We start from the raw sequence: 21,665 nt of genomic DNA, 5'->3' as shown, positions 1-21,665 counted from the left end.
TCAATATAGGTTGGCGCTGCCCCTCACCCTACCCTCTCCCCGTGAAGGACGGGGAGAGGGGCTCCAGCGTCGAAGCTTCTCCCTTCTCCCCGTCACTATACGGGGAGAAGGTGCCGGCAGGCGGATGAGGGGCGGCGCCGACGGTCAAACTAGAGTCCGGCGAACACGCTGTTCACCGCGTCGGCCGTCTTCGCCACCACCGTGTCGGCTTCCTCACGCGTCAGGCAGAGCGGCGGCGCGAAGCCGAGGATGTCGCCCTGCGGCATGGCGCGGCCGAGGACGCCGCTGGCCGCGAGCGCCGTGGCGATCTGCGGCCCCACCTTCAGCGCCGGATCGAAGAACACGCGGTCGTCGCGATCCTTGACGAACTCGACCGCCGCCAGCATGCCGTCACCGCGCACCTCGCCGACATGTCTGTGGTCGCCGACGGCCTTGGCCAGCTCGGCGCGGAAATAGGCGCCGGTCTCGCCGGCGTTCGTGACCAGGTCCATCTCGTCGATCAGCTCCAGGTTGGCCACACCCGCGGCAACGCAGATCGGATGCGCCGAATAGGTCCAGCCATGGCCGAGCGAGCCGAGCTTGTCGGCGCCGTTGACCAGCACCTGCCAGACCTTGTCGGAGACGATGACGCCGGAAAGCGGCGCATAGGCCGAGGTCAGCCCCTTGGCGATGGTGATCAGGTCCGGCTTGATGCCGTAATGGTCGGAGCCGAACATGGTGCCGAGACGGCCGAAGCCGGTCACCACCTCGTCGGCGACCAGCAGCACATCGTATTTCCTCAGCACGCCTTGAATCTTTTCCCAATAGCCGGCCGGCGGCGGCACGATGCCGCCGGTGCCCAGGATCGGCTCGCCGATGAAGGCGGCGACCGTGTCCGGCCCTTCGGCGAGGATCATCTCTTCCAGCCTGTCGGCGCAATGTTGCGAGAACTGCTCCTCGCTCTGCGAGCGGTCGGCGCGGCGGAAATAGAAGGGCGCCTCGGTGTGAAGGATCGGCGCGCGCGGCAGGTCGAAGGCGTTGTGGAACAGGTCGAGCCCGGTCAGTGAGCCCGTCATCACGCCGGACCCGTGATAGCCGCGCCAGCGCGAGATGATCTTCTTCTTCTCCGGCCGGCCGAGCACGTTGTTGTAGTACCAGATCAGCTTGATGTTGGTCTCGTTGGCGTCCGAGCCGGAGAGTCCGAAATAGACCCTCGACATGCCCTCGGGCGCACGGTCGACGATCATCTTGGCGAGCGTGATCGAGGCCTCGGTGCCATGCCCGACATAGGCGTGGTAGTAGGCGAGGTTCTTCGCCTGCTCGGCGATCGCATCCGATATCTTCTGGCGGCCGTAACCGACATTGACGCAATAGAGGCCGGCGAAGGCATCGATGCTCTTCCTGCCGGTATTGTCCCAGACGGTGACGCCCTCACCGCCGGCCATGACGCGCGCCGGCGACTCGCCCCGCGCATGGGTGCCCATATGCGTCGAGGGATGGAAGAAGTGGTCGCGATCCCAGGCGGCAAGTTCGTTGGACTGTTCAAGCATTTTTTGACTCCTTGAGAAAGATCGCCTTGCGCGGCCCAAGGTGCGTCGAGATTCAGGTCAGGCCGAGTCGAAAATGGTGGATTCCGAGAACCGGAGCGGAGCGTACTTTTGGTACGTGAGCACCGGAAGCGCAGGAAGCCGCCATTTGCAGGCCGGCATCACCTGAATATCGACGCGCCTTACGCCACGTCCAGGCAAAGATATTTGAGGTCCGTAAAGGCTTCGAGCCCGTGGCGCGAACCTTCGCGGCCGATCCCGGATTGCTTGACGCCGCCGAACGGGATCGGCGCGCCGGTGATCTTCACCCGGTTGATGGCGACCATGCCGTGGTCCAGCGCGCGGCCCATGCGCGCCTGCCGGGCGCCATTTTCGGTCACGACATAGGCGACCAGGCCGTATTCGGTGGCGTTGGCGCGGGCGACAACCTCCGCCTCGTCGTCGAAGGGCGTCACCGCCGCGACCGGGCCAAACGTCTCCTCGCGCATGATCAGCGCTTCGTCGGGCACATCGACGAGCAGCGTCGGCTGATAGAACAGCGGCCCGGCGGCATGGCGCCCGCCGCCGCCCAGGCAGCGCGCGCCGCGGGCGAGCGCGTCGGCGACCTGCTCCTCCACCTTCTGGACGGCGCGCTCGTGCATCAGCGGCCCGATGTCGGCATCGCCGGAAAGCCCATTGCCGGTTTTCAGCGCCTCGATGCGGCGGGCAAAGGCGGCGCAGAACCGCTCGTAGATCGGCCGCTGCACATAGATGCGGTTGGCGGCGAGGCAATCCTGGCCTGAGGTGGCGAATTTGGCGTCGAGCGCAATCGTCACAGCCCTGTCGATGTCGGCATCGTCGAACACGATCAGCGGCGCATGGCCGCCGAGCTCCATCACCAGCCGCTTCATCGTCGGCGCGCTCTGCGCCGCGATCAGCCGGCCGACTTCGGTCGAGCCGGTGAAGCTCATGGCGCGGACGCGGGCATCCGCGCACATCGCGCCGACGATTTTGCGCGCCTCGCCGGTGACGACGTTGAACACGCCGGTGGGAAGCCCGGCGCGCTCGCCGAGCTCGGCCAGCGCCAGCGCCGAGAGCGGCGTTTCCGAGGATGGATGCGCGACGATGGTGCAGCCGGCGGCAAGCGCCGCCGCCGCCTTGCGGGTCAGCATCGCCGAGGGAAAATTCCACGGCGTGACGACGCCGACGACCCCGAGCGGCTCGCGCCGCACGGTCATCTCGGCATTCGGCAGATGGCTGCTGACGCTCTCGGCTTTGAGGCGTTTGGCTTCTTCGGCATACCATTCGACGAAGGATGCGGCGTAGTCGATCTCACCCAGCGATTCCTTCAGCGGCTTGCCCTGCTCCAGCGTCATCAGCAGCGCCAGATCGTCCTTGGCGGCGATGATCAGCTCGAACCATTTTCGCAAGATCTTCGAGCGCTCCTGCGGCAGCAGCGCCCGCCACGCCGGAAAGGCGCGGGACGCGGCATCGATCGCCTTCGTGGTCTGCCCTGCATCGAGCGCGGCAACGAAGGCGATCGCTGAGCCGGTCGCCGGATCGGTGACCGCGAAACTTTCCGCCGCCTCGCTCGCCGTCCAGTGGCTGTCGACATAGGCGAGCGCCCGCAGCAGCCGGCGGTCGGAAAGGCCGTCGAGGGCTTCATGGCGGTTCGTGCGGGCAAGATGCGCGGACATCGATCAGGTCTCCCGGTGCCGAGGCGATACGGAGAGACTAGCCGCGCGGTCGAGACAGAGAGGCTGTTTCGGCAGCCGCAGGTAGAGAGATTGTCTCTAATGACCCTTGGGCGCAGATGATCTCTCTAGCGCGACGGCCGGCGGTGAGTACCGAACCGTGAAAACTGGCCGAGCCTCCTCCGCTTCGTCACCCTGGGGCGAAGCAGCGGACGTTCGGCCAATCTCCAAGCTGATCGCGAGACCGACTCAACCTTGCCCCGGCAGCAGATCCGCCACCGGTAGCACCGTCTCCTCCTTCACCGTCTTGGTGACGATGTAGGTGAAGTAGCGGTCGATGCCGATCTCGCGCTCGAGCAGGCTGTCGACCAGCCGCTGATAGGCGTCGATGTCACGCGCCATCACCTTCAGCACATAGTCGACGCCGCCACCCACCGACCAGCAGGCGACGATCTCGCGGATGTCGCGGACGACGCGCTCGAAACGGTCGAAATCGGCCTGGCGGTGGCTGGCCAGCGTCACCTCCACCAGCACGGTCGCCACCGGCGCCACCGCTCGCATGGCGACCGAGGCATGATAGCCCGAGACGATGCCCGCCTTTTCCAGCTTGCGCAGCCGCATCCAGCACGGTGTCGGCGACAGGCCGACCTTGTCGGCCAGCGCCAGCTTGGTGATGCGCCCGTCGCGCTGGATCGCGTCGAGGATCTTGAGGTCGATCGGGTCGAGTTTCACCGCGGTCATGGGCGTCCACTTTTTGCTGCCGCCACCATGGGGGCGCATGATTTCGATTGTCAATTGCACTGATTTCGATCTCTAATAAGTCATGACATTGTGGCAGCCAGATCCCACCCTCATTCGCCGCCCGGCCTACCAGTCGCTGGCCGACCAGTTCGCCCGCGCCATCCATGACGGGCGGCTCGCCAATGGCGCCCGGCTGCCGACGCACCGCAGGCTCGCCGAGGACCTGAATTTGTCGGTGCAGACGGTGAGCCGCGCCTATGAGGAACTGATCCGGCGCGGCCTGATTTCCGGCGAGATCGGCCGAGGCAGCTTCGTCCAGACGCAGCGCCGCGAGGAGGATCCGCCTTACATTCCCGAGCGCCTGGGTGAGGTCATCGACCTCTCGATCCTGAAGCCGGTCTGCGAGCCGATGCATCTGGAGCGGCTGAAGCAGGCGCTGGGCTGGCTCGCCGAAAACCTCCTGTCGAGCTCGGCACTGTCCTTCCGCCCGAACATGGTGTTTCCGCGCCACCGCGCCGTGGCGGTCGAATGGCTGCGGCTTTGCGGCCTCGACGCCTCGCCGCAGAACATCAGCCTGACCAACGGCGCCACCGCCGGCATGACGGTGGCGCTGATGAGCGTGGCGCCCCCCGGCTCGACGGTCGCCACCGAGGCCATCGGCCACCACACGCTGGTGCCGCTCGCCCGCTATCTCGGCTTCAACCTCGAAGGCCTGCCGATCGACGAGAACGGGCTGATCCCGCAGGCGCTCGATGAGGCCTGCCGGCACTCCGACATCCGCGCCGTCTTCGTGCAGCCCTCGGTGATCAACCCGACGGCGACGCTGATGGATGCCAGGCGGCGCGAGGAGATCGCGGCCGTGGCGCGCAAGCACGACATCGCCATCATCGAGAACGACGTGCTCGGCCCGCTGGTCGAGGACCGGCCGCCGCCGGTCGCCGCCTTCGCGCCGGAGCGCACGCTCTACGTCACCTCCTTCACCAAGATCACCGTGCCCGGCCTGCGCATCGGCTACCTCGCCGCGCCCGACCGCTATGTCGCGGCGGTGGCCAACCGTCACCTCGTCTCGAACTGGATGGCGACGCCGATGGTGGCCGAGATCGCCACGCGCTGGGTCACCGACGGCACGGCGATGGAGCTGGTCCACTGGCAGCGCGCCGCGCTCAGGCGGCGCCAGGACATCGCCGCGGAGGTGCTGGCCGGCATCGACTACCGCGTCCACCGCGACGGGCTGCACCTGTGGCTCGAGCTTCCCGGCGACCGCGCCGAGGAGAGTTTTGTGTCGCAGGCCCGCCTGCGCGGCGTGGCGATCGCGCCCGGCAGCTCTTTCCGCATCGCCGAGGCATCCTGGCATCCCGCGGTGCGCATTTCGCTGGGTTCGACCGCCGAGGCGGAACTGCGCGCCGGCTTGAGCGTTGTCGCCAAGCTGCTGCTTGGCGATCCGGAGCATCTCCTGCTCGCCATCTGATGCACAAGCGGAGTTCAGATTGCCCTGAAATTGTGCCGCGTCGGAAATATTGTCATGATATTATTTTCCTAATTGACATGATTTAGCGCGTTCCGCATCGTTAAGGGCATAGGCTTCTCCAGAACGGGGAAATTGATTGCCCGCGCCCATCATCAAGGTCGACGCCATTTCCAAAAGCTTCGGCGCCTTCAAGGTGCTGGACGGCCTGTCGATGCAGGTCATGCCCGGCGAGAAGCTGGCGCTGATCGGCCCGTCCGGCTCCGGCAAGACGACGATCCTGCGCATCCTGATGACGCTGGAGAAGATCGACGGCGGTCACATCCAGGTCGATGGCGAGCATCTCTACCACATGGAGCGCAACGGCCAGCTCCTGCCCGCCGACGAGCGCCATCTGGCGAAAATGCGCCAGAAGATCGGCATGGTCTTCCAGCTGTTCAATCTGTTTCCGCACAAATGCGTCATGGACAACGTGACGCTGGCGCCGATGCTGACCAAGGGCGTGGCGCGCGCCGCAGCCGAAAAGCGGGCGATGGAACTGCTCGACATGGTCGGCATGGCCGACAAGGCCAAGGCGATGCCGGCGCAGCTTTCCGGCGGCCAGAAGCAGCGCGTGGCGATCGCCCGGGCACTCGCTTTGTCGCCGAAGATCATGCTGTTCGACGAGGTCACCTCGGCGCTCGACCCGGAGCTGGTCGAGGAGGTGCTTAACGTCATGCGCAAGCTCGCCGCCGAGACCGACATGACGATGCTGCTCGTCACCCACGAGATGGGCTTCGCCCACGATTTCGCCGATCGCGTGCTGTTCTTCGACCGCGGCCGCATCGTCGAGGAAGGCAAGCCCGACGAGATTTTCCGCCACCCCAAGCAGGAGCGCACGCAAGGCTTCCTGAAAAAGATCATCGCGGCCGGACACCGCGTCTAACGGGCGACGAAGTCGTCCCGCGAGCGACGAAGTCGTCCCGCGGGCGACGAAGCCCGAAGCGACGAGACCATCCTAGACGGGCGACGCAGTCGTCCTGAAACAACGCAAACCAGGATAACAACAAGGAGTTGGGAACAATGAAGAAACTTGCCATTCTGGCCGGCGTCGCCGGCCTCGCGGTGACCACGATGCTGCTTGCCTCCGGCGCGCGCTCGGCCGACGACGCCAAGCTCGAGCAATTGAAGGGGCAGGGCTTCGCCCGCGTCGCCATCGCCAACGAACCGCCCTACACGGCGGTCGCCGCCGACGGCAAGGTCTCGGGCGCCGCGCCCGACGTGGCGCGCGAGATCTTCAAGCGCCTGGGTGTCAATGACATCGTCGCCTCGATCTCCGAATATGGCGCCATGATCCCCGGCCTGCAGGCCGGCCGCTTCGACGTCGTCACCGCCGGCCTGTTCATGAAGCCGGAGCGCTGCGCCGCGGTCGCCTATTCCGAGCCGGTGCTCTGCGACGCCGAGGCGATGCTGGTCAAGAAGGGCAATCCGAAGGGTTTCAAGAGCTATGAGGACGTCGCCAAGGATAGCTCCGCCACCATCGGCGCGCCGGGCGGCGGCACCGAGGAGAAGCTGGCGCTCAATGCCGGCGTGCCGCGCGATCGCGTCATCGTCGTGCCGGACGGCCAGAGCGGCCTGAAGATGCTGCAGGATGGCCGCATCGACGCCTATTCGCTCCCCGTTCTGTCGATCAACGACCTGGTCAAGAAGGCCAACGACCCGAACCTCGAAGTCATCGCCCCGGTGATGGGCGCGCCGGTCTATTGCGACGGCGCCGCCTTCAAGAAGGGCGACGAGGCGCTGCGCGATGCCTACGATGTCGAGCTCGCCAAGCTGAAGAAGTCGGGCGAGTTCGCCAAGATCATCGAGCCCTACGGCTTCTCGGCCGCCGCCGCGATGTCGACGACGCGCGAAAAGCTCTGCGCGGCGAAGTAGGGCGCTTTCTTCCTTCTCCCCGTTCACGGGGAGAAGGTGGCCCGAAGGGCCGGATGAGGGGCAGCGCCAAGATATCAGAAGGTGGCTCCGCCCCTCATCTGCCTGCCGGCATCTTCTCCCCGTAGAACGGGGAGAAGAAAGCTAACCGCCAACGTTGGAACCCAGATGACCCAGTGGTCCGGCTATCTCGGCCTGATATTGCAGGGAGCGCTTGTCACCATCGAGCTGACGCTGATGGGGTCGGTGCTGGCGCTGATCATGGCCTTCCTGGCCGGCATGGGGCGGCTGCCGCGCTTCTTCATCGTGCGCGCGTTGGCCACCGCCTATATCGAGTTCTTCCGCGGCACCTCGATCTTCGTGCAGCTGTTCTGGGCCTACTTCGTGCTGCCCCTTGCCGGCATTTCGCTGACGCCGCTGCAGGCCGGCGTGCTGGCGCTGGGCCTGAATGTCGGCGCCTATGCGGCGGAAGTTGTGCGCGGCGCCATCCAGTCGATCGGCCGCGAGCAGTACGAGGCCTGCATCGCGCTCAATCTCGGCCGCTGGCAAGGCATGCGCCATGTCATCCTGCCGCAGGCGCTGCTGGTCATGCTGCCGACCTTCGGCAACAACGCCATCGAACTGCTCAAGGCGACCTCGGTGGTCTCGCTGATCTCGCTCGCCGATCTCACCTTCCAGGCGCAGGTGGTGCGCTCGCAGACCGGCAACACGCTGATGCCATTCACCACCATCCTGGTCATCTATTTCGTGCTTGCGCTGGTCATCTCCTGGGGCGTGCGCTCGCTGGAACGCCGCATGGCGCGCGGCATCGACGGAGTGCGCGTCTGATGGACTGGGATTGGAATTTCGTCAGGGAGATCCTGCCGACGCTGATCCAGGGGGTGAAGATCACCATCCTGGCGACGCTGCTCGGCTCGGTGCTGGCGGCGATCGTCGGCCTGGCCATCGCGCTGGCGCGGCGTTCGGAGAACCGGGCCGTGTCGCGCACCGTCGGCTTCCTCGCCGAATTCATCCGCGGCACGCCGCTGCTGGTGCAGCTCTATTTCATCTTCTACGTGCTGCCCGACTTCGGCATCCTGTTGCCGCCGCTGGTGGCTGGCGTCATCGGGCTCGGCTTGCACTACGGCACCTACACGGCAGAGGTCTACCGCGCCGGCATCGACAACGTGCCGCGCGGCCAGTGGGAAGCCGCCAAGGCCTGCAATCTCGGCGCCGGCCAGACCTGGACGCACATCATCCTGCCGCAGGCGATCCCGCCGATGATCCCGGCCCTGGCCAATTACTTCATCGCCATGTTCAAGGAGACGCCGCTGCTCTCGGCGATCACCGTGCTGGAGCTGATGAACCAAGCCAAGAGCGTCGCCAACACCTATTACCGCTACGTCGAGCCGATGACGCTGGTCGGCGCCTTCTTCCTGATCATCAGCCTTTTCTCGGTCGTGCTGCTGCGCTGGCTGGAACACCGCTACGGCAAGATCGAAAGGTAGTTTTGATGCAACCGCTGCCCGAAATCAGGCTGTTGCCGACAAGGCCGGCCCTCGATGCGCGCCCGCTGGAAAAGCGCGTCGGCCTGATCATCCTTGCCACCGACCACACCAGCGAGCCGGATTTCCGCCGCATGGTGGCGAGCGAGCGGATCGGCGTCTATGTCGCCCGCATCCCCTACAAGAACCCGACCACGCCGGAGAATCTGCGCAGGATGCAGCCTGAGCTTGAGGCCGCCGCCGCGCTCATCCTGCCGGACGAGCCGCTCGACGCCATCTGCTATTCCTGCACCTCGGCCTCGGTGGTGATCGGCGACGCCGAGATCGAGGCGGCGATACGGGCCGCCAGGCCCGGCGTTGCCGTGGTGACGCCGCCGATGGCCGGCGTCGACGGGCTGAAGGCGCTGGGCGCGAGACGGATCAGCATCCTCACCCCCTACACGGTCGAGACCAGCCGGCCGATGGCGGCCTATTTCGCCGAGCGCGGCTTCGAGATCGTGAGCTTCACCTGCCTCGGCTTCGAGGACGACCGTGAGATGGCGCGCATCCCGCCGGCCGCGCTCGTCGAACTGGCCGGCAAGGCAACCGATGCCGAGGCTGATGCGCTGTTCGTGTCCTGCACCGCGCTGCGCTCGGCGCTCGCGGTCGCCGGCATGGAGCAGGCGATCGGCCGCCCGGTCGTCACCAGCAACCAGGCCACGGCCTGGAATTGCCTGCGGCTGTGTGGCGACGACACGGCGCGGCCTCAGTTCGGCCGGCTGATGACGAAGTCGCTGAGCCAATCATGACGAGCGCCATCACCCTCGCCGACATCCGCGCCGCCCGCGAGCGCATCGCCGGCAAGGTCGAGCGCACGCCGAACGTGCAGTCGCAAAGCCTTACGGATCGCATCGGCCACCCCGTCCACCTCAAGCTCGAACACCATCAGACCACCGGCGCCTTCAAATTGCGCGGCGCCTCGAACGCGATCGCTTCACTAAGCCCTGAGGATAAGACGCGCGGCGTGGTCGCCGCCTCGACCGGCAATCACGGCCGCGCGCTGGCGCATGCGGCGCGGCTCGACGGCATCCGCGCCGTGATCTGCATGTCGCGGCTGGTGCCCGACAACAAGCTCGACGCGATCCGTCGGCTCGGCGCCGAGATCCGCATCGTCGGCAACAGTCAGGATGATGCGCAGAAGGAGGTCGAGAAACTGGTCGGCGAACAGGGCCTGGTCATGCTGCCGCCCTTCGACCACCCCGACATCATTGCCGGCCAGGGCACGCTCGGTCTGGAGATCATCGAGCAGGTGCCGGACGCAGCAAGCGTGCTGGTGCCGCTGTCCGGCGGCGGACTGGCTTCGGGCGTCGCCGCCGCCGTCAAGGGCGTCAGCCCGAACACTAAAGTCATCGGCGTCACCATGGCGCGGGGCGCCGCGATGAAGGCGAGCCTCGACGCCGGCCGGCCAGTCGAGGTGGAGGAACTGCCGACGCTGGCGGATTCGCTCGGCGGTGGCATCGGCCTCGACAACCGGCTGACCTTTGGCATGTGCCGCGACCTGCTCGACGATGTTATTCTGCTCTCCGAGGACGAGATCGCCACCGGCATCCGTCATGCCTATGAGCAGGAGCGCGAGATCGTCGAGGGCGCCGGCGCGGTCGGCATCGCCGCGCTGCTTGCCGGCAAGGTCAAGACGGCCGGACCTGCCGTGCTCATCCTGTCCGGCCGCAACATCGACATGGCGCTGCACAGAAGAATCGTCTGCGGCGAGGCGCCATCAACCGTGGAGCGTGCCGCATGAGCCGGATGATGATCCTCACCGAGGCCGAGCTGCGCCAGATCGTTGCGCTGGATCTCGATGCCGTGGCCTGCGTCGAGAACGCCTTTCGCGCGCTGGCCACGCTGCCGGTGGCGATGCCGCCGATCCTGCGCCTCGACATTCCCGAGCATCACGGCGAGGTCGACGTAAAATCCGCCTATGTGCCTGGCATCGACGGCTTCGCCGTCAAGATCAGCTCCGGCTTCTTCGACAATCCGAAGCTCGGCCTGCCCAGCGGCGGCGGCATGATGGTGCTGCTCTCGGCCAAGACCGGAGCGGTCGAGGCGCTGTTGCTCGACAATGGCTATCTGACCGACATCCGCACCGCCGCTGCCGGCGCGGTCGCCGCCAGACACCTGTCGCGGCCGGACTCCGCCGTCGCCGCGATCTTCGGCGCCGGCCTCCAGGCCGGACTGCAGCTCGAGGCGCTGCGCCTGGTGCGGCCGATCGCGGAAGCCCGCATCTGGGCGCGCGATGCCGCCAAGGCAGACGCCACCGCCGCCCGCTTGCGCGAGAAGCTCGGCATCATGGTGCGCGCCGAGCCGGACGCGGCGAAGGCGGCCGCCGGTGCCGACGTCATCGTCACCACGACGCCGTCGACCGAACCGCTGATCAAGGCCGGCTTCGTCGTGGCCGGCCAGCACATCACCGCCATGGGCTCGGATGCCGAGCACAAGAACGAGATCGCGCCGGCGATCCTGCGCATGGCCGATCTCTATGTCGCCGACAGCGCCAGGCAAACCAAGCGGCTCGGCGAACTGCATCATGCCATCGCGACGGGGGTGATGACGGCCGACGCCGACGTTGCCGAACTCGGCCAGATCATCGCCGGCGACAAGCACGGCCGGCGCTCGGACAGCGACATCACCATCGCCGACCTCACCGGCACCGGCGTGCAGGACACGGCGATCGCCACCTTGGCCCGTGACCGCGCCCAAGCGGCCAATGCCGGGACCATTTTCGAAAGCTGAGGCCTGGCCAAGGCGTGATCCGGAAAGGTGGAAACCTGCTTTCCGAAAAGGCCGCAAGGCCCAACAAACGAGGACCAAGAACAATGCAGCCGAATTTGAAATTCACGCGCGGCGAATATGCGGAGCGCCTCGCCAAGACGCGGAAGGCCATGGCGGCCAAGGGGGTCGATCTGCTGATCGTCAGCGATCCCTCCAACATGGCCTGGCTGACGGGCTATGACGGCTGGTCGTTCTATGTCCACCAGGCGGTCATCGTGCCGCCTTCAGGCGAGCCGGTCTGGTACGGCCGCGGCCAGGACGCCAACGGCGCCAAGCGCACCGCCTATCTCGCGCATGACAACATCATCGGCTACGCCGACCACTACGTGCAGTCGACCGAGCGCCACCCGATGGACTTCTTGTCCAGCGTGCTTTCCGATCGCGGCTGGGAGAAGCTCACCATCGGCGTCGAGATGGACAATTACTGGTTCTCGGCCGCCGCCTTCGCCGCGCTGCAGAAGCATCTGCCCAACGCCCGGTTCGTCGACGCCACCGCGCTGGTCAACTGGCAGCGCGCGGTGAAGAGCCCGACCGAGATCGACTACATGCGCAAGGCCGCGCGCATCGTCGAGGCCATGCACCAGCGCATCGTCGACAAAATAGAGGTCGGCATGCGCAAATGCGATCTGGTCGCCGAGATCTACGATGCCGGCACGCGCGGCGTCGATGGGATCGGCGGCGACTATCCGGCGATCGTGCCGCTGCTGCCGTCCGGCGCCGACGCCTCGGCGCCGCATCTGACCTGGGACGACCGGCCGATGCAGGCCGGCGAGGGCACCTTCTTCGAGATCGCCGGCTGCTACAACCGCTACCATTGCCCGCTGTCGCGCACCGTCTTCCTCGGCAAGCCGACGCAGGCCTTCCTCGATGCCGAGAAGGCGACGCTGGAAGGCATGGAGGCAGGTCTTGCCGCCGCCAGGCCCGGCAACACATGCGAGGACATCGCCAACGCCTTCTTCGCCGTCTTGAAGAAATACGGCATCGTCAAGGACAACCGCACTGGATATCCGATCGGCATCTCCTATCCGCCGGACTGGGGCGAGCGCACCATGAGCCTGCGCCCCGGCGACCGCACCGAGCTGAAACCCGGCATGACCTTCCACTTCATGACGGGCCTCTGGCTGGAGACGATGGGGCTGGAGATCACCGAATCCATTCTGATCACCGAGACCGGCGTCGAGTGCCTGGCCAACGTGCCGCGCAAGCTGGTCGCGAAGGATTGATCGCGATGGCGGCCTTGCGTCCTTCACCGATCGCCCCGACCGTCGATTTCGACAAGGACGGCGTCCAGCACGGTTTCCTGCGCCTGCCCTACAGCCGCGACGATTCGGCCTGGGGCTCGGTGATGATCCCGATCTGCGTCATCCGCAACGGCAACGGGCCGACGGCGCTGCTCACCGGCGGCAACCATGGCGACGAGTACGAGGGGCCGCTGGCGCTCTACGACCTTGCCCGCACGCTCGATCCCAGGGACGTCTCTGGCACGGTCATCATCGTGCCGGCGATGAACTACCCGGCCTTCCGCGCCGGCACCCGCACCTCGCCGATCGACAAGGGCAATCTCAACCGCAGCTTCCCCGGCCGCCCCGACGGCACGGTGACGGAAAAGATAGCCGACTATTTCCAGCGTGAGCTCCTGCCGCGCACCGACATCGCGCTCGACTTCCACTCCGGCGGCAGGACGCTCGACTTCGTGCCGTTCTGCGCCGCTCACATAAGGCCGGACAAGGACCTGGAAGCGAAGGGCTTCGACGCGGTCGAGGCGTTCTCGGCGCCGTGGTCGATGAAGATGCTGGAGATCGACGCCGTCGGCATGTTCGACACCGCCGCCGAGGAGATGGGCAAGCTGTTCATCACCACCGAGCTCGGCGGCGGCGGCACCTCCCGCGCCGAGACGGTGCGCATCGCGCGCCGCGGCGTGCGCAACGTGCTCAAGCATGCCGGCATCGTCGCCGGTGCGGTCGAGTTGGCAAAGACCTGCTGGCTCGACATGCCTTCCGGCGACAGCTTCGCCTTCGCCGAGGACGACGGCATGATCGAGACGATGGTCGATCTCGGCGAGCCCGTCGAGGAGGGACAGGTCGTCGCCCGCATTCATGGCATCGGCCGCACCGGCGTCGCGCCGCAGGAGATCGGGGCGAAAATGTCGGGCCTGCTCGCGGCGCGGCATTTTCCAGGCCTGGTCAAGGCCGGCGACTGCATTTCGGTGGTGGCGGTCGAGGTGGGGTGACGCGACGCGCGCACCCATGAAGTGATCCTCGGCTATTTGACGCCGGCCCGGCGGAAGTCGGAGGGCGACATGCCGGCAAGCTTGCGGAACGACTTGTTGAAGGCGCTGAGCGAGCCGAAGCCCGAATCCATGGCGACGCGCAGCACGTTGGCGTCTTCATGCATCAAGAGCGCCTGCGCATAGCTCAGCCGCAGCAGGTTGACATACTCGTTGAGCGTCATCCCGGTCGACTTCTTGAAGATGCTCATGGCGTATTTCGGGTGGATATCCACGACAGCCGCTATGTCGACGCAGTCGATCTCATAGAGGAAATTCTCGGCGATGAAGTCGCACATGCGCCCGACATTGCGCGAGGACTGCTGGTCGAAGGGGCTGCCCGCCGAATGTGCGGCGGGAACCCTCGAAACAAGCCGGTAGGGTTCGAACCGCACCCGCTCCAGCCGAAGCAGCAGCTCGTTCACCGCATGCTCGGCTTTGGCCGCGTCGCCCGAGCGGGCGTAGTTGTTCCAGCGCTCGAAATTGTGGTTGTCAGCCTGGTCGGTGGCCGACGTCACCAGCGTGGCGCCCGTCATCAGCCGGTGCCGGACATCGGTGGGTAGATGCAGCCGGAAGAAATGCACCAGCGGCAAATGCGCCCCGGCATAGACGGCATCGTCACTGAGATCGTCCATCTGGTGCGGCAGGCCGCCCCAGAACAGGCACATCTCGCCGGCCGACAGCGAGATCTCGTGATCGTTCATCAAATAGTGCACGCTGCCGCGCACGATGAAATTGACTTCCACCTGCGCGTGCCAATGCGGCTTGAGCATAACCAGCGGCTGTGTGTGGAACATCTGCAGCATCAGCGGCATGCCTTCCACGCTGCTGGCGCCAGGCTGGTAGAACGGCCGTTCCGGCATCTTACTTTCCGCCAATTTTCTTTTCCCTTTGTCCGGGACAAGCCTTCCGCGCTGCATAATCTAGCCACGCTCACTGTGAGAGAGCAAATGAAATGGGAGGAGTTCAATGCGCACCACACTGACCTGCGCCGCGCTCGCGCTTGCCCTGGGCTCCGGCCCGGCCATGGCGCAATCCGGCGAAATCACGATCTGGAGCTGGAACATCGCGGCTTCGTCGCTGAAGGCCACCGTCGCCGGCTTCAACAAGAAATACCCCGACATCAAGGTGACCGTCGAGGATCTCGGCAACCAACCGACCTATGACAAGTCGATTGCCGGCTGCGCCGCCGGCGGCGTCGGTCTGCCGGACATCGTTTCGATCGAGAATGGCGAGGCCGAGAACTACTGGAGCCAGTTCCCCGACTGCTTCGTCGACCTGCATACGCTGGGCTACACCGCCGAGGACCAGAAGAAATTCCCCGATTTCAAGCGCACCGAGCTCGAGGTCGGCGAGAAGGCCTATGCGATGCCTTGGGATTCCGGCCCGGTCGCCTCCTTCTACCGCCGCGACTTCTATGAGAAGGCCGGTGTCGACCCCGCCTCGATCAAGACCTGGGACGATTTCATCGCCGCCGGCAAGAAGATCCAGGCCGCCAATCCCGGCGTCACCATGACCAACGCCGATTTCAACGGCGACACCGAATTCTTCCGCATGATCGCCAACGAGCAGGGCTGCGGCTATTTCGCCGAGGACGGCCAGTCGATCACGGTCAACCAGCCCAAATGCGTCGACACGCTGACCAAGATCAAGGAGATGAAGGACGCCGGCATCATGGCCTCGGCCGACTGGGGCACCAAGATCACCAACAACACCGCCGGCGCCGTCGCCACCCAGGTCTATGGCGGCTGGTATGAGGGCACCATCCGCACCGAATCGGCCGGCGAAAACGGCAAGTGGGGCGTCTATCCGATGCCGAGCCTGACCGCCGACGGCCCGCGCGCCGCCAATCTCGGCGGCTCGTCGCTGGCCATCACCTCGGCCTCGAAGAACAAGGAAGCGGCCTACGCCTATCTGAAATACACGCTGGAGACCAATGAAGGCCAGATCACCATGCTGAAGGATTTCGGCCTGGTGCCGTCGCTGATCTCGGCGCTCGACGACCCCTATGTCTCGCAAGGCCTGCCCTACTGGGGCGGCCAGGCGGTGTGGAAGGATATCCTGGCCACCCTGCCCAAGGTCGTGCCGAGCCGCGGCACGCAGTTCCAGAGCGATGCCGAGCTCATCATGCGCGCCGTGCAGACCAAATATCTGGGCGGCGGCTATCCGGACGCCAAGGCGGCGCTCGACGACGCCGCAAGCCAGATCGCCTCGGCGACCGGCCTGCCGGTGAAGTGAAGGCAGAGATGCTGGTGGGCCAGATATAGGGCACCTTGCCGGACTGTTGGCGCTGCCCCTCACCTGCCTGCCGGCATCCTCTCCCCGTATAGTGACGGGGAGAGGGACGCTGCCGCCAGCGATTTCGCCAATCGCCAGCGTTGCAAAATGCCAAGGCCGCGGCCAGCCCCTTCTCCCCGTCACGATACGGGGAGAAGGTCCCGGCAGGGGGATGAGGGGCGGCGCTGACCTGGCCAAATCATGCTGCTCCCACCGGCAGCATCCATATCAACACTGCCCGCCACAACAGGCGGCAACCGATTGAAGGAGGAAACGATGCGCCATCAGAACGCCACGGCCTATCGTTTCCTCACGCCCTATCTGCTGATCTTTTCCATCTTCTGGGTCTGGCCGATCATCAGCTCGTTCCTGATCTCCTTCCAGGCGACGCGCACCGTGCCCTGGCGCTTCGCGCCGACCTTCAACTGGGGCCGGCTGATCGGCGACCCGGCCTTCTACAACGCGCTGAAGAACACGCTGCTCATCCTCGTCATCCAGGTGCCGGTGATGATCTCGCTGGCCATCGTCATGGCGGTGCTGTTGAACTCGCCGCTGCTGAAAGTCCGCGGCCTCTACCGCTTTGCCTTCTTCGCCCCGGTGGTAGTCGGCGAGGTTGCCTATTCGGCGGTGTTCCGGCTGATGTTCAATCTGAACTTCGGCATCATCAACAAGCTCTTGAACAGCGTCGGCCTGCCCAGCGTCGACTGGTTCTCCAACGTCACGCCGGCCATGGCGCTGATCATGATCGCGGTGACCTGGCGCTGGGCCGGCTACAACGCCATCATCCTGCTCGCCGGCCTGCAATCCATCCCGGACGACGTCTATGAGGCGGCCACGCTCGACCGCGTCAGCAAGGTCAAGCAGTTCTTCTACATCACCCTGCCGCTGTTGAAGCCGATCATCGTCTTCTGCGCCGTGCTGTCGATCATCGGCACCATGCAGCTGTTCACCGAGCCGTTCCTGATCACCGAACGCGGCGGCCCCGGCGGTGGCACCGAGACGCTCGGCCTGCTGCTCTACCGCCAGGGCTTCCGCTCGCTCAATTTCGGCTACGCCTCGGCCGTCGCCTACACCATGGCGGGGCTGGCGATAGCCATCACCCTGGTGCAGCTCTGGCTGACGAGGGACCCGAAATGACCTCGCGCTCGCAAAGCCGGCTCGGCCGCGCAATCGCGCTGCATCTGTTCCTGACGCCGCTGGCGGTGATCTGGCTGTTTCCGCTGTGGATGATGGTGGTGTTCTCGACCATGCCCGACAACGGCATCTTCAGCCCCGGCATCGAGCTTCTGCCGCACGACAATTTCGTCGACAATTTCAACAATCTGCAGCGCGACACCAATTTCGTCGGCGCCATCGGCATCTCGGTTTCGGTGGCGGTGACCTACACCTTCCTGTCGGTGCTGCTCACCTCGATGGCCGGCTGGGCGCTGGCGCGCTATCAGTTCGTCGGCAAGGGCGCGGTGGTGGCGATCATCCTCGGCACCATCACGCTGCCCTATTCGGTGGTGCTGATCCCGCAGTTCATCATGGTGGCGCGCGACTTCCAGCTCGCCAACACCTGGATCGCGCTGATCGTGCCGCCGCTGTTCAATTCGCTCGGCGTGCTGTTCATGCGGCAGGCCTTCTCGATGATGCCGGCCGATCTGTTCGACGCCGCCCGCGTCGAGGGCGTCAAGGAGTGGCGCATCTTCCTGTTCGTCGCGCTGCCTTTGGCACGGCCGATGCTGGCCGCACTCGCCATCATCCTCTTCCTCGCCTCGTGGAACAATTATCTCTGGCCGCTGCTGATCAACAGCCAGCCCGGTTCGATGACCGCGCCGGTGGCGCTCGGCACGCTGATCGGCCTAACCAAGGTCTCCTGGGGCGGCATCATGGCCGGCGCCGTCATGCTGACCGTGCCGATGCTCGTCGTCTTCGTGCTCCTGCAGCGTCATTTCATTGCCGGCATCGCCGCCGGCGCGGTCAAGTAGGAAAAGGCGATATGGCAGCGGTCACACTCACCAATGTCGTCAAGCGCTTCGGCGGCTTCGGCGTCGTCCATGGCGCCAACATCGACATCGCCGAAGGCGAGTTCGTCGTCTTCGTCGGCCCGTCCGGCTGCGGCAAGTCCACGCTGCTGCGCATGATCGCCGGGCTGGAGGACATCAGCGCCGGCGAGATCGCCATCGGCGGCAAGGTGGTGAACGATGTCGAGGCGGCCGAGCGCGGCATCGCCATGGTGTTCCAGTCCTACGCGCTCTACCCGCACATGACGGTGGAGCAGAATCTGAGCTTCGGCCTGCGCATGAACGGCAACCCGAAGCCCGACACCGAGCGGCGGGTGAGGCGCGCCGCCGAGATTCTCCGCATCGACGAGCTGATGCACCGGCGGCCGAAGCAATTGTCGGGCGGCCAGCGCCAGCGCGTTGCCATCGGCCGCGCCATCGTGCGCGAGCCGCAAGTTTTCCTGTTCGACGAGCCGCTCAGCAATCTCGATGCGGAACTGCGCGTCCAGATGCGGGTCGAGATCTCCCGGCTGCACAAGGAACTCGGCGTCACCATGATCTATGTGACGCACGACCAGACCGAAGCGATGACGCTGGCCGACCGGATCGTCGTGCTCAAGGCCGGCAATGTCGAGCAGATCGGCGCCCCGCTAGATCTCTATGACGACCCGGCCAACCGCTTCGTCGCCGGCTTCATCGGCTCGCCGAAGATGAACTTCATGCCGGCGAGGGTGGTCGAGACCGGGCCGGGCGCGGCGACGGTCGAGCTCGTCAACCACGCCGGCGCGCGGCTGAGCAAGCCGCTCCAGAGCACGCCTCCGGCGGTCGGCGCCGAGGTCGTGCTAGGGGTCAGGCCGGAACACTTCTTCGATGCCGGCAAAGGCGATTGCGACATCGCCGTCAAGGCCGATGTCGCCGAGCATCTCGGATCGGTGAGCTACGTCTACGCCGGTGCCGGAGACGACGAACTGATCATCGAGCGCGAGGCATCCAGGCAGCGGGCGAGTGGCGACCATCTGACGGTGGCGATCAAGGCCGACAAGGCGCTACTCTTTGACACCAAGGGCGCGCGGATACGCTAGAGCAATTCCAGGAAAAGTGTGCAACGGTTTTCCGTCCGGAATTGCGTAAAAACAAATACTTAGAGCGGTTCGGCGATTCCAAGAAACGTTGAACCGCTCTAGGAGCATGATCCCGAAAAGCGGGAACCGGTTTTCGGAAAGATCATGCTCGAACAAAATGGTCCATTCTTGCCCGATCGCGGATGCGTGGCGGCGACCGCAGGAGATTTGACATGACATCCAGACCGCAAAAGATTCGTTGGGGCATTGTCGGGCCCGGCAGCATCGCCAAATCCTTTGCCGGCGGCGTGGCGCAGTCGCGCACCGGCGAACTGGTAGCGCTCGGCGCCCGCAACTCCGGCAAGCCGGGCCTCGCCGAGGCCTTCCCCGGCGCGCGCATCCTCGACGGCTATGAGGCGCTGCTCGCCGACGATGGCGTCGACGCCGTCTATATCTCGATCCCGCATCCCGGCCATGCCGAATGGGCGATCAAGGCCGCTGAAGCCGGCAAGCACGTGCTGTGCGAGAAGCCGCTGGCGCTCACCGCCTTCGAGGCCGACGCCATGATCCATGCCGCGCGCAAGGCCGGCACTTTCCTCGGCGAAGCCTTCATGTACCGGCTGCACCCGCAGACGTTGAAGCTGGTCGAATTGATCAAGTCGGGCGTCATCGGCGAAGTCCGCATGATCAAATCGAGCTTCGGCTTCGCCATGCCGGGCTTCATGCCGGAGCACCGGCTCTATGCTAACGACCTCGCCGGCGGCGGCATCCTCGATGTCGGCGGCTATCCTGTATCGATGGCGCGGCTGCTTGCAGGCGCTGCGGTCGGGCAACCCTTCGCTGAGCCCGACAAGGTTGTGGGCGCTGCCCATCTCGGCCAGTCCGGCGTCGACGAATGGGCCTCGGCGCTGCTGCAGTTTGCCGACGGCATCGTCGCCGAGGTTTCCTGCAGCATCTCGCTCAACCAGGACAATGTGCTGCGCATCCTTGGCACCAAGGGCCAGATCGAGGTGCCTGACTTCTGGTTCGCCGGTGGCAACCGCGACGTCGGGCTGGGCAGGATCGACCTGATCCGGCCCGACGGGAGCCGCGAGACCATCAGCGTCAACGAGACCCGCCATGTCTATTCCTTCGAGGTCGACGGCGCCGGCGAGGCGATCCTGGCCGGTCGGCAGGAATTCGCCTGGCCGGGCATGTCCTGGGCCGACAGCCTCGGCACGCTGCGCGCGCTCGACAAATGGCGCGCCGCGGTCGGGCTGGAGTACGAGATCGAAAAGCCGGCTAAGCGCTTCAACACCCTCTCCGGCCGGCCGCTGCGCAGGGATGGCAAGGCGATAGCCAAGCGCGCCATTCCCGGCCTGCCGAAGCCGGCGTCCGTGGTGGCGCTCGGCTTCGAGGACTTCCGGACTTTCTCCTCGGGCTCGATCCTGCTCGACGCCTTCTTCGAGGCCGGCGGCAATCTGTTCGACACCGGCTATGTCTATGGCGCCGGCTACACCGAGACGCTGCTCGGGCAATGGCTGCGGAGCCGCGGCGTGCGCGAACAGTCGGTCGTCATCGGCAAGGGCGCGCATTCGCCGCTCTGCTATCCCGACGTCATCGGCAAGCAGCTCGCCCAGTCGCTCGACCGGCTGCAGACCGACCATGTCGATATCTATTTCATGCACCGCGACAATCCGGACGTGCCGGTCGGCGAGTTCGTCGACGCCATGGACGCAGAGGTCAAGGCCGGCCGCATCCGCGGTCCGTTCGGCGGCTCGAACTGGACCATGGAGCGCATGGACGAGGCGATCGCCTATGCCGAGCGCACCGGCAAGCAGAAGCCCGGCGCGCTTTCCAACAATTTCTCGTTGGCCGAGATGCTGGAGCCGATCTGGGCCGGCTGCGTCACCTCGTCCACCGACGACTGGAAGGCCTGGCTGACGACAAGGCAGATGCCGAACTTCGCCTGGTCGAGCCAGGGCCGCGGCTTCTTCACCGACCGCGCTGGCCGCGACAAGCATGACAGCGAGGAGCTGGTCAGGGTCTGGTACTCCGAAAAGAATTTCGGCCGCCGCGACCGCGCCATCGAGCTCGCCAACCGCCTCGGCAAGAGCCCGATTCATGTCGCGCTCGCCTATGTGCTGGCGCAGCCCTTCCCGTCGGTGCCGCTGATCGGCCCGCGCACGCTGGACGAGCTGGAGGACAGTCTCAGGGCGCTGGATATCAAGCTGTCGGCGGAAGATGTCGCCTGGCTGGACAACGGGCCGGAGCGGCGCTGGGCTTAGGCTGCTTGGGGCGTTGAAAGGAAGCGCAGCGTTCCTTCGCCCCCCTCTCGGCCCTGCCGGGCATCTCCCCCTCAAGGGCAGGGCTATCGCATATGGGTTAGCGCCTGGATGAGATAGTCGTCGTTCCAGGCGCATTTCTTGATGCGGTGGCTGATGGGGACTTTGTCGGCATCGGCTGCCTGGAGGACGTTTCTGGCGATG

Annotated in this window: 19 protein-coding genes; 15 read left to right on the top strand and 4 right to left on the bottom strand. The window is 65.7% G+C overall.

Translation table 11 applies throughout. The features are described from left to right. Positions 1–149: 149 nt before the first annotated feature. The 3 genes from EN846_RS32685 to EN846_RS32675 form a co-directional block, all read right to left on the bottom strand. Positions 150–1,529 (bottom strand): aspartate aminotransferase family protein, encoded by a 1,380-nt coding sequence (locus EN846_RS32685; RefSeq protein ID WP_128272807.1) that lies wholly within the window; start codon positions 1,527–1,529, stop codon positions 150–152. 179 nt (positions 1,530–1,708) lie between these two features. Beyond that, positions 1,709–3,202, bottom strand: a complete 1,494-nt coding sequence (locus tag EN846_RS32680; RefSeq protein WP_127392356.1) for an NAD-dependent succinate-semialdehyde dehydrogenase — start codon at positions 3,200–3,202, stop codon at positions 1,709–1,711. A 246-nt stretch (positions 3,203–3,448) separates the two neighbouring features. Further along, positions 3,449–3,940, bottom strand: coding sequence for an Lrp/AsnC family transcriptional regulator (locus EN846_RS32675; protein WP_127392355.1), 492 nt, complete (start codon positions 3,938–3,940; stop codon positions 3,449–3,451). 82 nt (positions 3,941–4,022) lie between these two features. Between EN846_RS32675 and EN846_RS32670 the strand changes: the two genes are divergently transcribed. The 10 genes from EN846_RS32670 to doeB all read left to right on the top strand — a co-directional run bounded on the left by EN846_RS32670 (position 4,023) and on the right by doeB (position 13,838). Further along, on the top strand, positions 4,023–5,408 hold the full coding sequence (locus EN846_RS32670) for a PLP-dependent aminotransferase family protein (protein ID WP_127392354.1): 1,386 nt from the start codon (positions 4,023–4,025) through the stop codon (positions 5,406–5,408). Between the two features lie 136 nt (positions 5,409–5,544). Continuing rightward, a complete protein-coding gene (gene ehuA, locus EN846_RS32665; RefSeq protein WP_127286484.1) occupies positions 5,545–6,330 on the top strand; it encodes an ectoine/hydroxyectoine ABC transporter ATP-binding protein EhuA in 786 nt (261 codons plus the stop codon). Positions 6,331–6,467: 137 nt separating this feature from the next. Beyond that, a complete protein-coding gene (ehuB, locus tag EN846_RS32660) occupies positions 6,468–7,319 on the top strand; it encodes an ectoine/hydroxyectoine ABC transporter substrate-binding protein EhuB (protein WP_127309142.1) in 852 nt (283 codons plus the stop codon). Positions 7,320–7,484: 165 nt separating this feature from the next. Next, positions 7,485–8,144 carry an ectoine/hydroxyectoine ABC transporter permease subunit EhuC gene (ehuC, locus tag EN846_RS32655; protein WP_135914097.1) on the top strand — a complete coding sequence of 220 codons (660 nt, stop codon included), beginning with the start codon at positions 7,485–7,487 and terminating at the stop codon, positions 8,142–8,144. After that, positions 8,144–8,803, top strand: a complete 660-nt coding sequence (gene ehuD / locus EN846_RS32650) for an ectoine/hydroxyectoine ABC transporter permease subunit EhuD (RefSeq protein ID WP_127286487.1) — start codon at positions 8,144–8,146, stop codon at positions 8,801–8,803. Before ehuC ends, ehuD begins: the two co-directional genes overlap by 1 nt. A gap of 5 nt (positions 8,804–8,808) precedes the next feature. Then, positions 8,809–9,588 carry an ectoine utilization protein EutA gene (eutA, locus tag EN846_RS32645; RefSeq protein WP_127309140.1) on the top strand — a complete coding sequence of 260 codons (780 nt, stop codon included), beginning with the start codon at positions 8,809–8,811 and terminating at the stop codon, positions 9,586–9,588. Further along, the gene (gene eutB, locus EN846_RS32640) at positions 9,585–10,580 is read left to right on the top strand and encodes a hydroxyectoine utilization dehydratase EutB (RefSeq protein ID WP_189379575.1); all 996 of its coding nucleotides are present in this window, start codon (positions 9,585–9,587) and stop codon (positions 10,578–10,580) included. The genes eutA and eutB overlap by 4 nt, the downstream gene beginning before the upstream one ends. Continuing rightward, positions 10,577–11,569 (top strand): cyclodeaminase, encoded by a 993-nt coding sequence (locus EN846_RS32635; protein WP_127392352.1) that lies wholly within the window; start codon positions 10,577–10,579, stop codon positions 11,567–11,569. The genes eutB and EN846_RS32635 overlap by 4 nt, the downstream gene beginning before the upstream one ends. An 83-nt stretch (positions 11,570–11,652) precedes the next feature. Next, complete coding sequence (gene doeA, locus EN846_RS32630; protein ID WP_127392351.1) at positions 11,653–12,831, top strand: ectoine hydrolase DoeA; 1,179 nt, start codon at positions 11,653–11,655, stop codon at positions 12,829–12,831. Positions 12,832–12,836: 5 nt separating this feature from the next. Then, the gene (doeB, locus tag EN846_RS32625; protein ID WP_128272811.1) at positions 12,837–13,838 is read left to right on the top strand and encodes a N(2)-acetyl-L-2,4-diaminobutanoate deacetylase DoeB; all 1,002 of its coding nucleotides are present in this window, start codon (positions 12,837–12,839) and stop codon (positions 13,836–13,838) included. A 32-nt stretch (positions 13,839–13,870) separates the two neighbouring features. On the opposite strand, the gene EN846_RS32620 is transcribed toward doeB, so the two are convergent. After that, positions 13,871–14,737 carry a helix-turn-helix domain-containing protein gene (locus EN846_RS32620; protein WP_127286636.1) on the bottom strand — a complete coding sequence of 289 codons (867 nt, stop codon included), beginning with the start codon at positions 14,735–14,737 and terminating at the stop codon, positions 13,871–13,873. Positions 14,738–14,843: 106 nt separating this feature from the next. Here EN846_RS32620 and EN846_RS32615 point away from each other — a divergent pair, with 106 nt between their 5' ends. From EN846_RS32615 to EN846_RS32595, 5 genes are all read left to right on the top strand, one after another. Further along, entirely contained in the window at positions 14,844–16,112 is a 1,269-nt protein-coding gene (locus EN846_RS32615) for an ABC transporter substrate-binding protein (protein WP_127286635.1), read from the top strand. Positions 16,113–16,427: 315 nt separating this feature from the next. After that, positions 16,428–17,288 carry a sugar ABC transporter permease gene (locus EN846_RS32610; RefSeq protein WP_126057345.1) on the top strand — a complete coding sequence of 287 codons (861 nt, stop codon included), beginning with the start codon at positions 16,428–16,430 and terminating at the stop codon, positions 17,286–17,288. Further along, complete coding sequence (locus tag EN846_RS32605) at positions 17,285–18,121, top strand: carbohydrate ABC transporter permease (RefSeq protein WP_127286634.1); 837 nt, start codon at positions 17,285–17,287, stop codon at positions 18,119–18,121. The genes EN846_RS32610 and EN846_RS32605 overlap by 4 nt, the downstream gene beginning before the upstream one ends. 11 nt (positions 18,122–18,132) lie before the next feature. Then, positions 18,133–19,218 carry a sn-glycerol-3-phosphate ABC transporter ATP-binding protein UgpC gene (ugpC, locus tag EN846_RS32600; RefSeq protein ID WP_127392907.1) on the top strand — a complete coding sequence of 362 codons (1,086 nt, stop codon included), beginning with the start codon at positions 18,133–18,135 and terminating at the stop codon, positions 19,216–19,218. A gap of 212 nt (positions 19,219–19,430) precedes the next feature. Further along, on the top strand, positions 19,431–21,464 hold the full coding sequence (locus EN846_RS32595; RefSeq protein WP_135914096.1) for an aldo/keto reductase: 2,034 nt from the start codon (positions 19,431–19,433) through the stop codon (positions 21,462–21,464). Positions 21,465–21,665 lie beyond the last annotated feature (201 nt).

Origin of the sequence: Mesorhizobium sp. M4B.F.Ca.ET.203.01.1.1 (assembly GCF_004791025.1) — a bacterium.
GTDB lineage: Bacteria > Pseudomonadota > Alphaproteobacteria > Rhizobiales > Rhizobiaceae > Mesorhizobium > Mesorhizobium abyssinicae.
The sequence above is the reverse complement of the archived record's forward strand: the minus strand, read 5'-3'. Positions and strand labels throughout refer to the sequence as shown.

Bases quoted from the DNA above. Each gene is read 5' to 3' on its own strand.
- eutB (WP_189379575.1), top strand. From the start codon at position 9,585: ATGACGAGCGCCATCACCCTCGCCGACATCCGCGCCGCCCGCGAGCGC.
- doeB (WP_128272811.1), top strand. From the start codon at position 12,837: ATGGCGGCCTTGCGTCCTTCACCGATCGCCCCGACCGTCGATTTCGAC.
- doeA (WP_127392351.1), top strand. From the start codon at position 11,653: ATGCAGCCGAATTTGAAATTCACGCGCGGCGAATATGCGGAGCGCCTC.
- ehuC (WP_135914097.1), top strand. From the start codon at position 7,485: ATGACCCAGTGGTCCGGCTATCTCGGCCTGATATTGCAGGGAGCGCTT.
- EN846_RS32620 (WP_127286636.1), bottom strand. From the start codon at position 14,737: ATGCCGGAACGGCCGTTCTACCAGCCTGGCGCCAGCAGCGTGGAAGGC.
- ehuD (WP_127286487.1), top strand. From the start codon at position 8,144: ATGGACTGGGATTGGAATTTCGTCAGGGAGATCCTGCCGACGCTGATC.
- EN846_RS32610 (WP_126057345.1), top strand. From the start codon at position 16,428: ATGCGCCATCAGAACGCCACGGCCTATCGTTTCCTCACGCCCTATCTG.
- EN846_RS32675 (WP_127392355.1), bottom strand. From the start codon at position 3,940: ATGACCGCGGTGAAACTCGACCCGATCGACCTCAAGATCCTCGACGCG.
- EN846_RS32670 (WP_127392354.1), top strand. From the start codon at position 4,023: ATGACATTGTGGCAGCCAGATCCCACCCTCATTCGCCGCCCGGCCTAC.
- ugpC (WP_127392907.1), top strand. From the start codon at position 18,133: ATGGCAGCGGTCACACTCACCAATGTCGTCAAGCGCTTCGGCGGCTTC.
- EN846_RS32615 (WP_127286635.1), top strand. From the start codon at position 14,844: ATGCGCACCACACTGACCTGCGCCGCGCTCGCGCTTGCCCTGGGCTCC.
- ehuB (WP_127309142.1), top strand. From the start codon at position 6,468: ATGAAGAAACTTGCCATTCTGGCCGGCGTCGCCGGCCTCGCGGTGACC.
- EN846_RS32605 (WP_127286634.1), top strand. From the start codon at position 17,285: ATGACCTCGCGCTCGCAAAGCCGGCTCGGCCGCGCAATCGCGCTGCAT.
- EN846_RS32680 (WP_127392356.1), bottom strand. From the start codon at position 3,202: ATGTCCGCGCATCTTGCCCGCACGAACCGCCATGAAGCCCTCGACGGC.
- EN846_RS32685 (WP_128272807.1), bottom strand. From the start codon at position 1,529: ATGCTTGAACAGTCCAACGAACTTGCCGCCTGGGATCGCGACCACTTC.
- eutA (WP_127309140.1), top strand. From the start codon at position 8,809: ATGCAACCGCTGCCCGAAATCAGGCTGTTGCCGACAAGGCCGGCCCTC.
- EN846_RS32635 (WP_127392352.1), top strand. From the start codon at position 10,577: ATGAGCCGGATGATGATCCTCACCGAGGCCGAGCTGCGCCAGATCGTT.
- EN846_RS32595 (WP_135914096.1), top strand. From the start codon at position 19,431: ATGACATCCAGACCGCAAAAGATTCGTTGGGGCATTGTCGGGCCCGGC.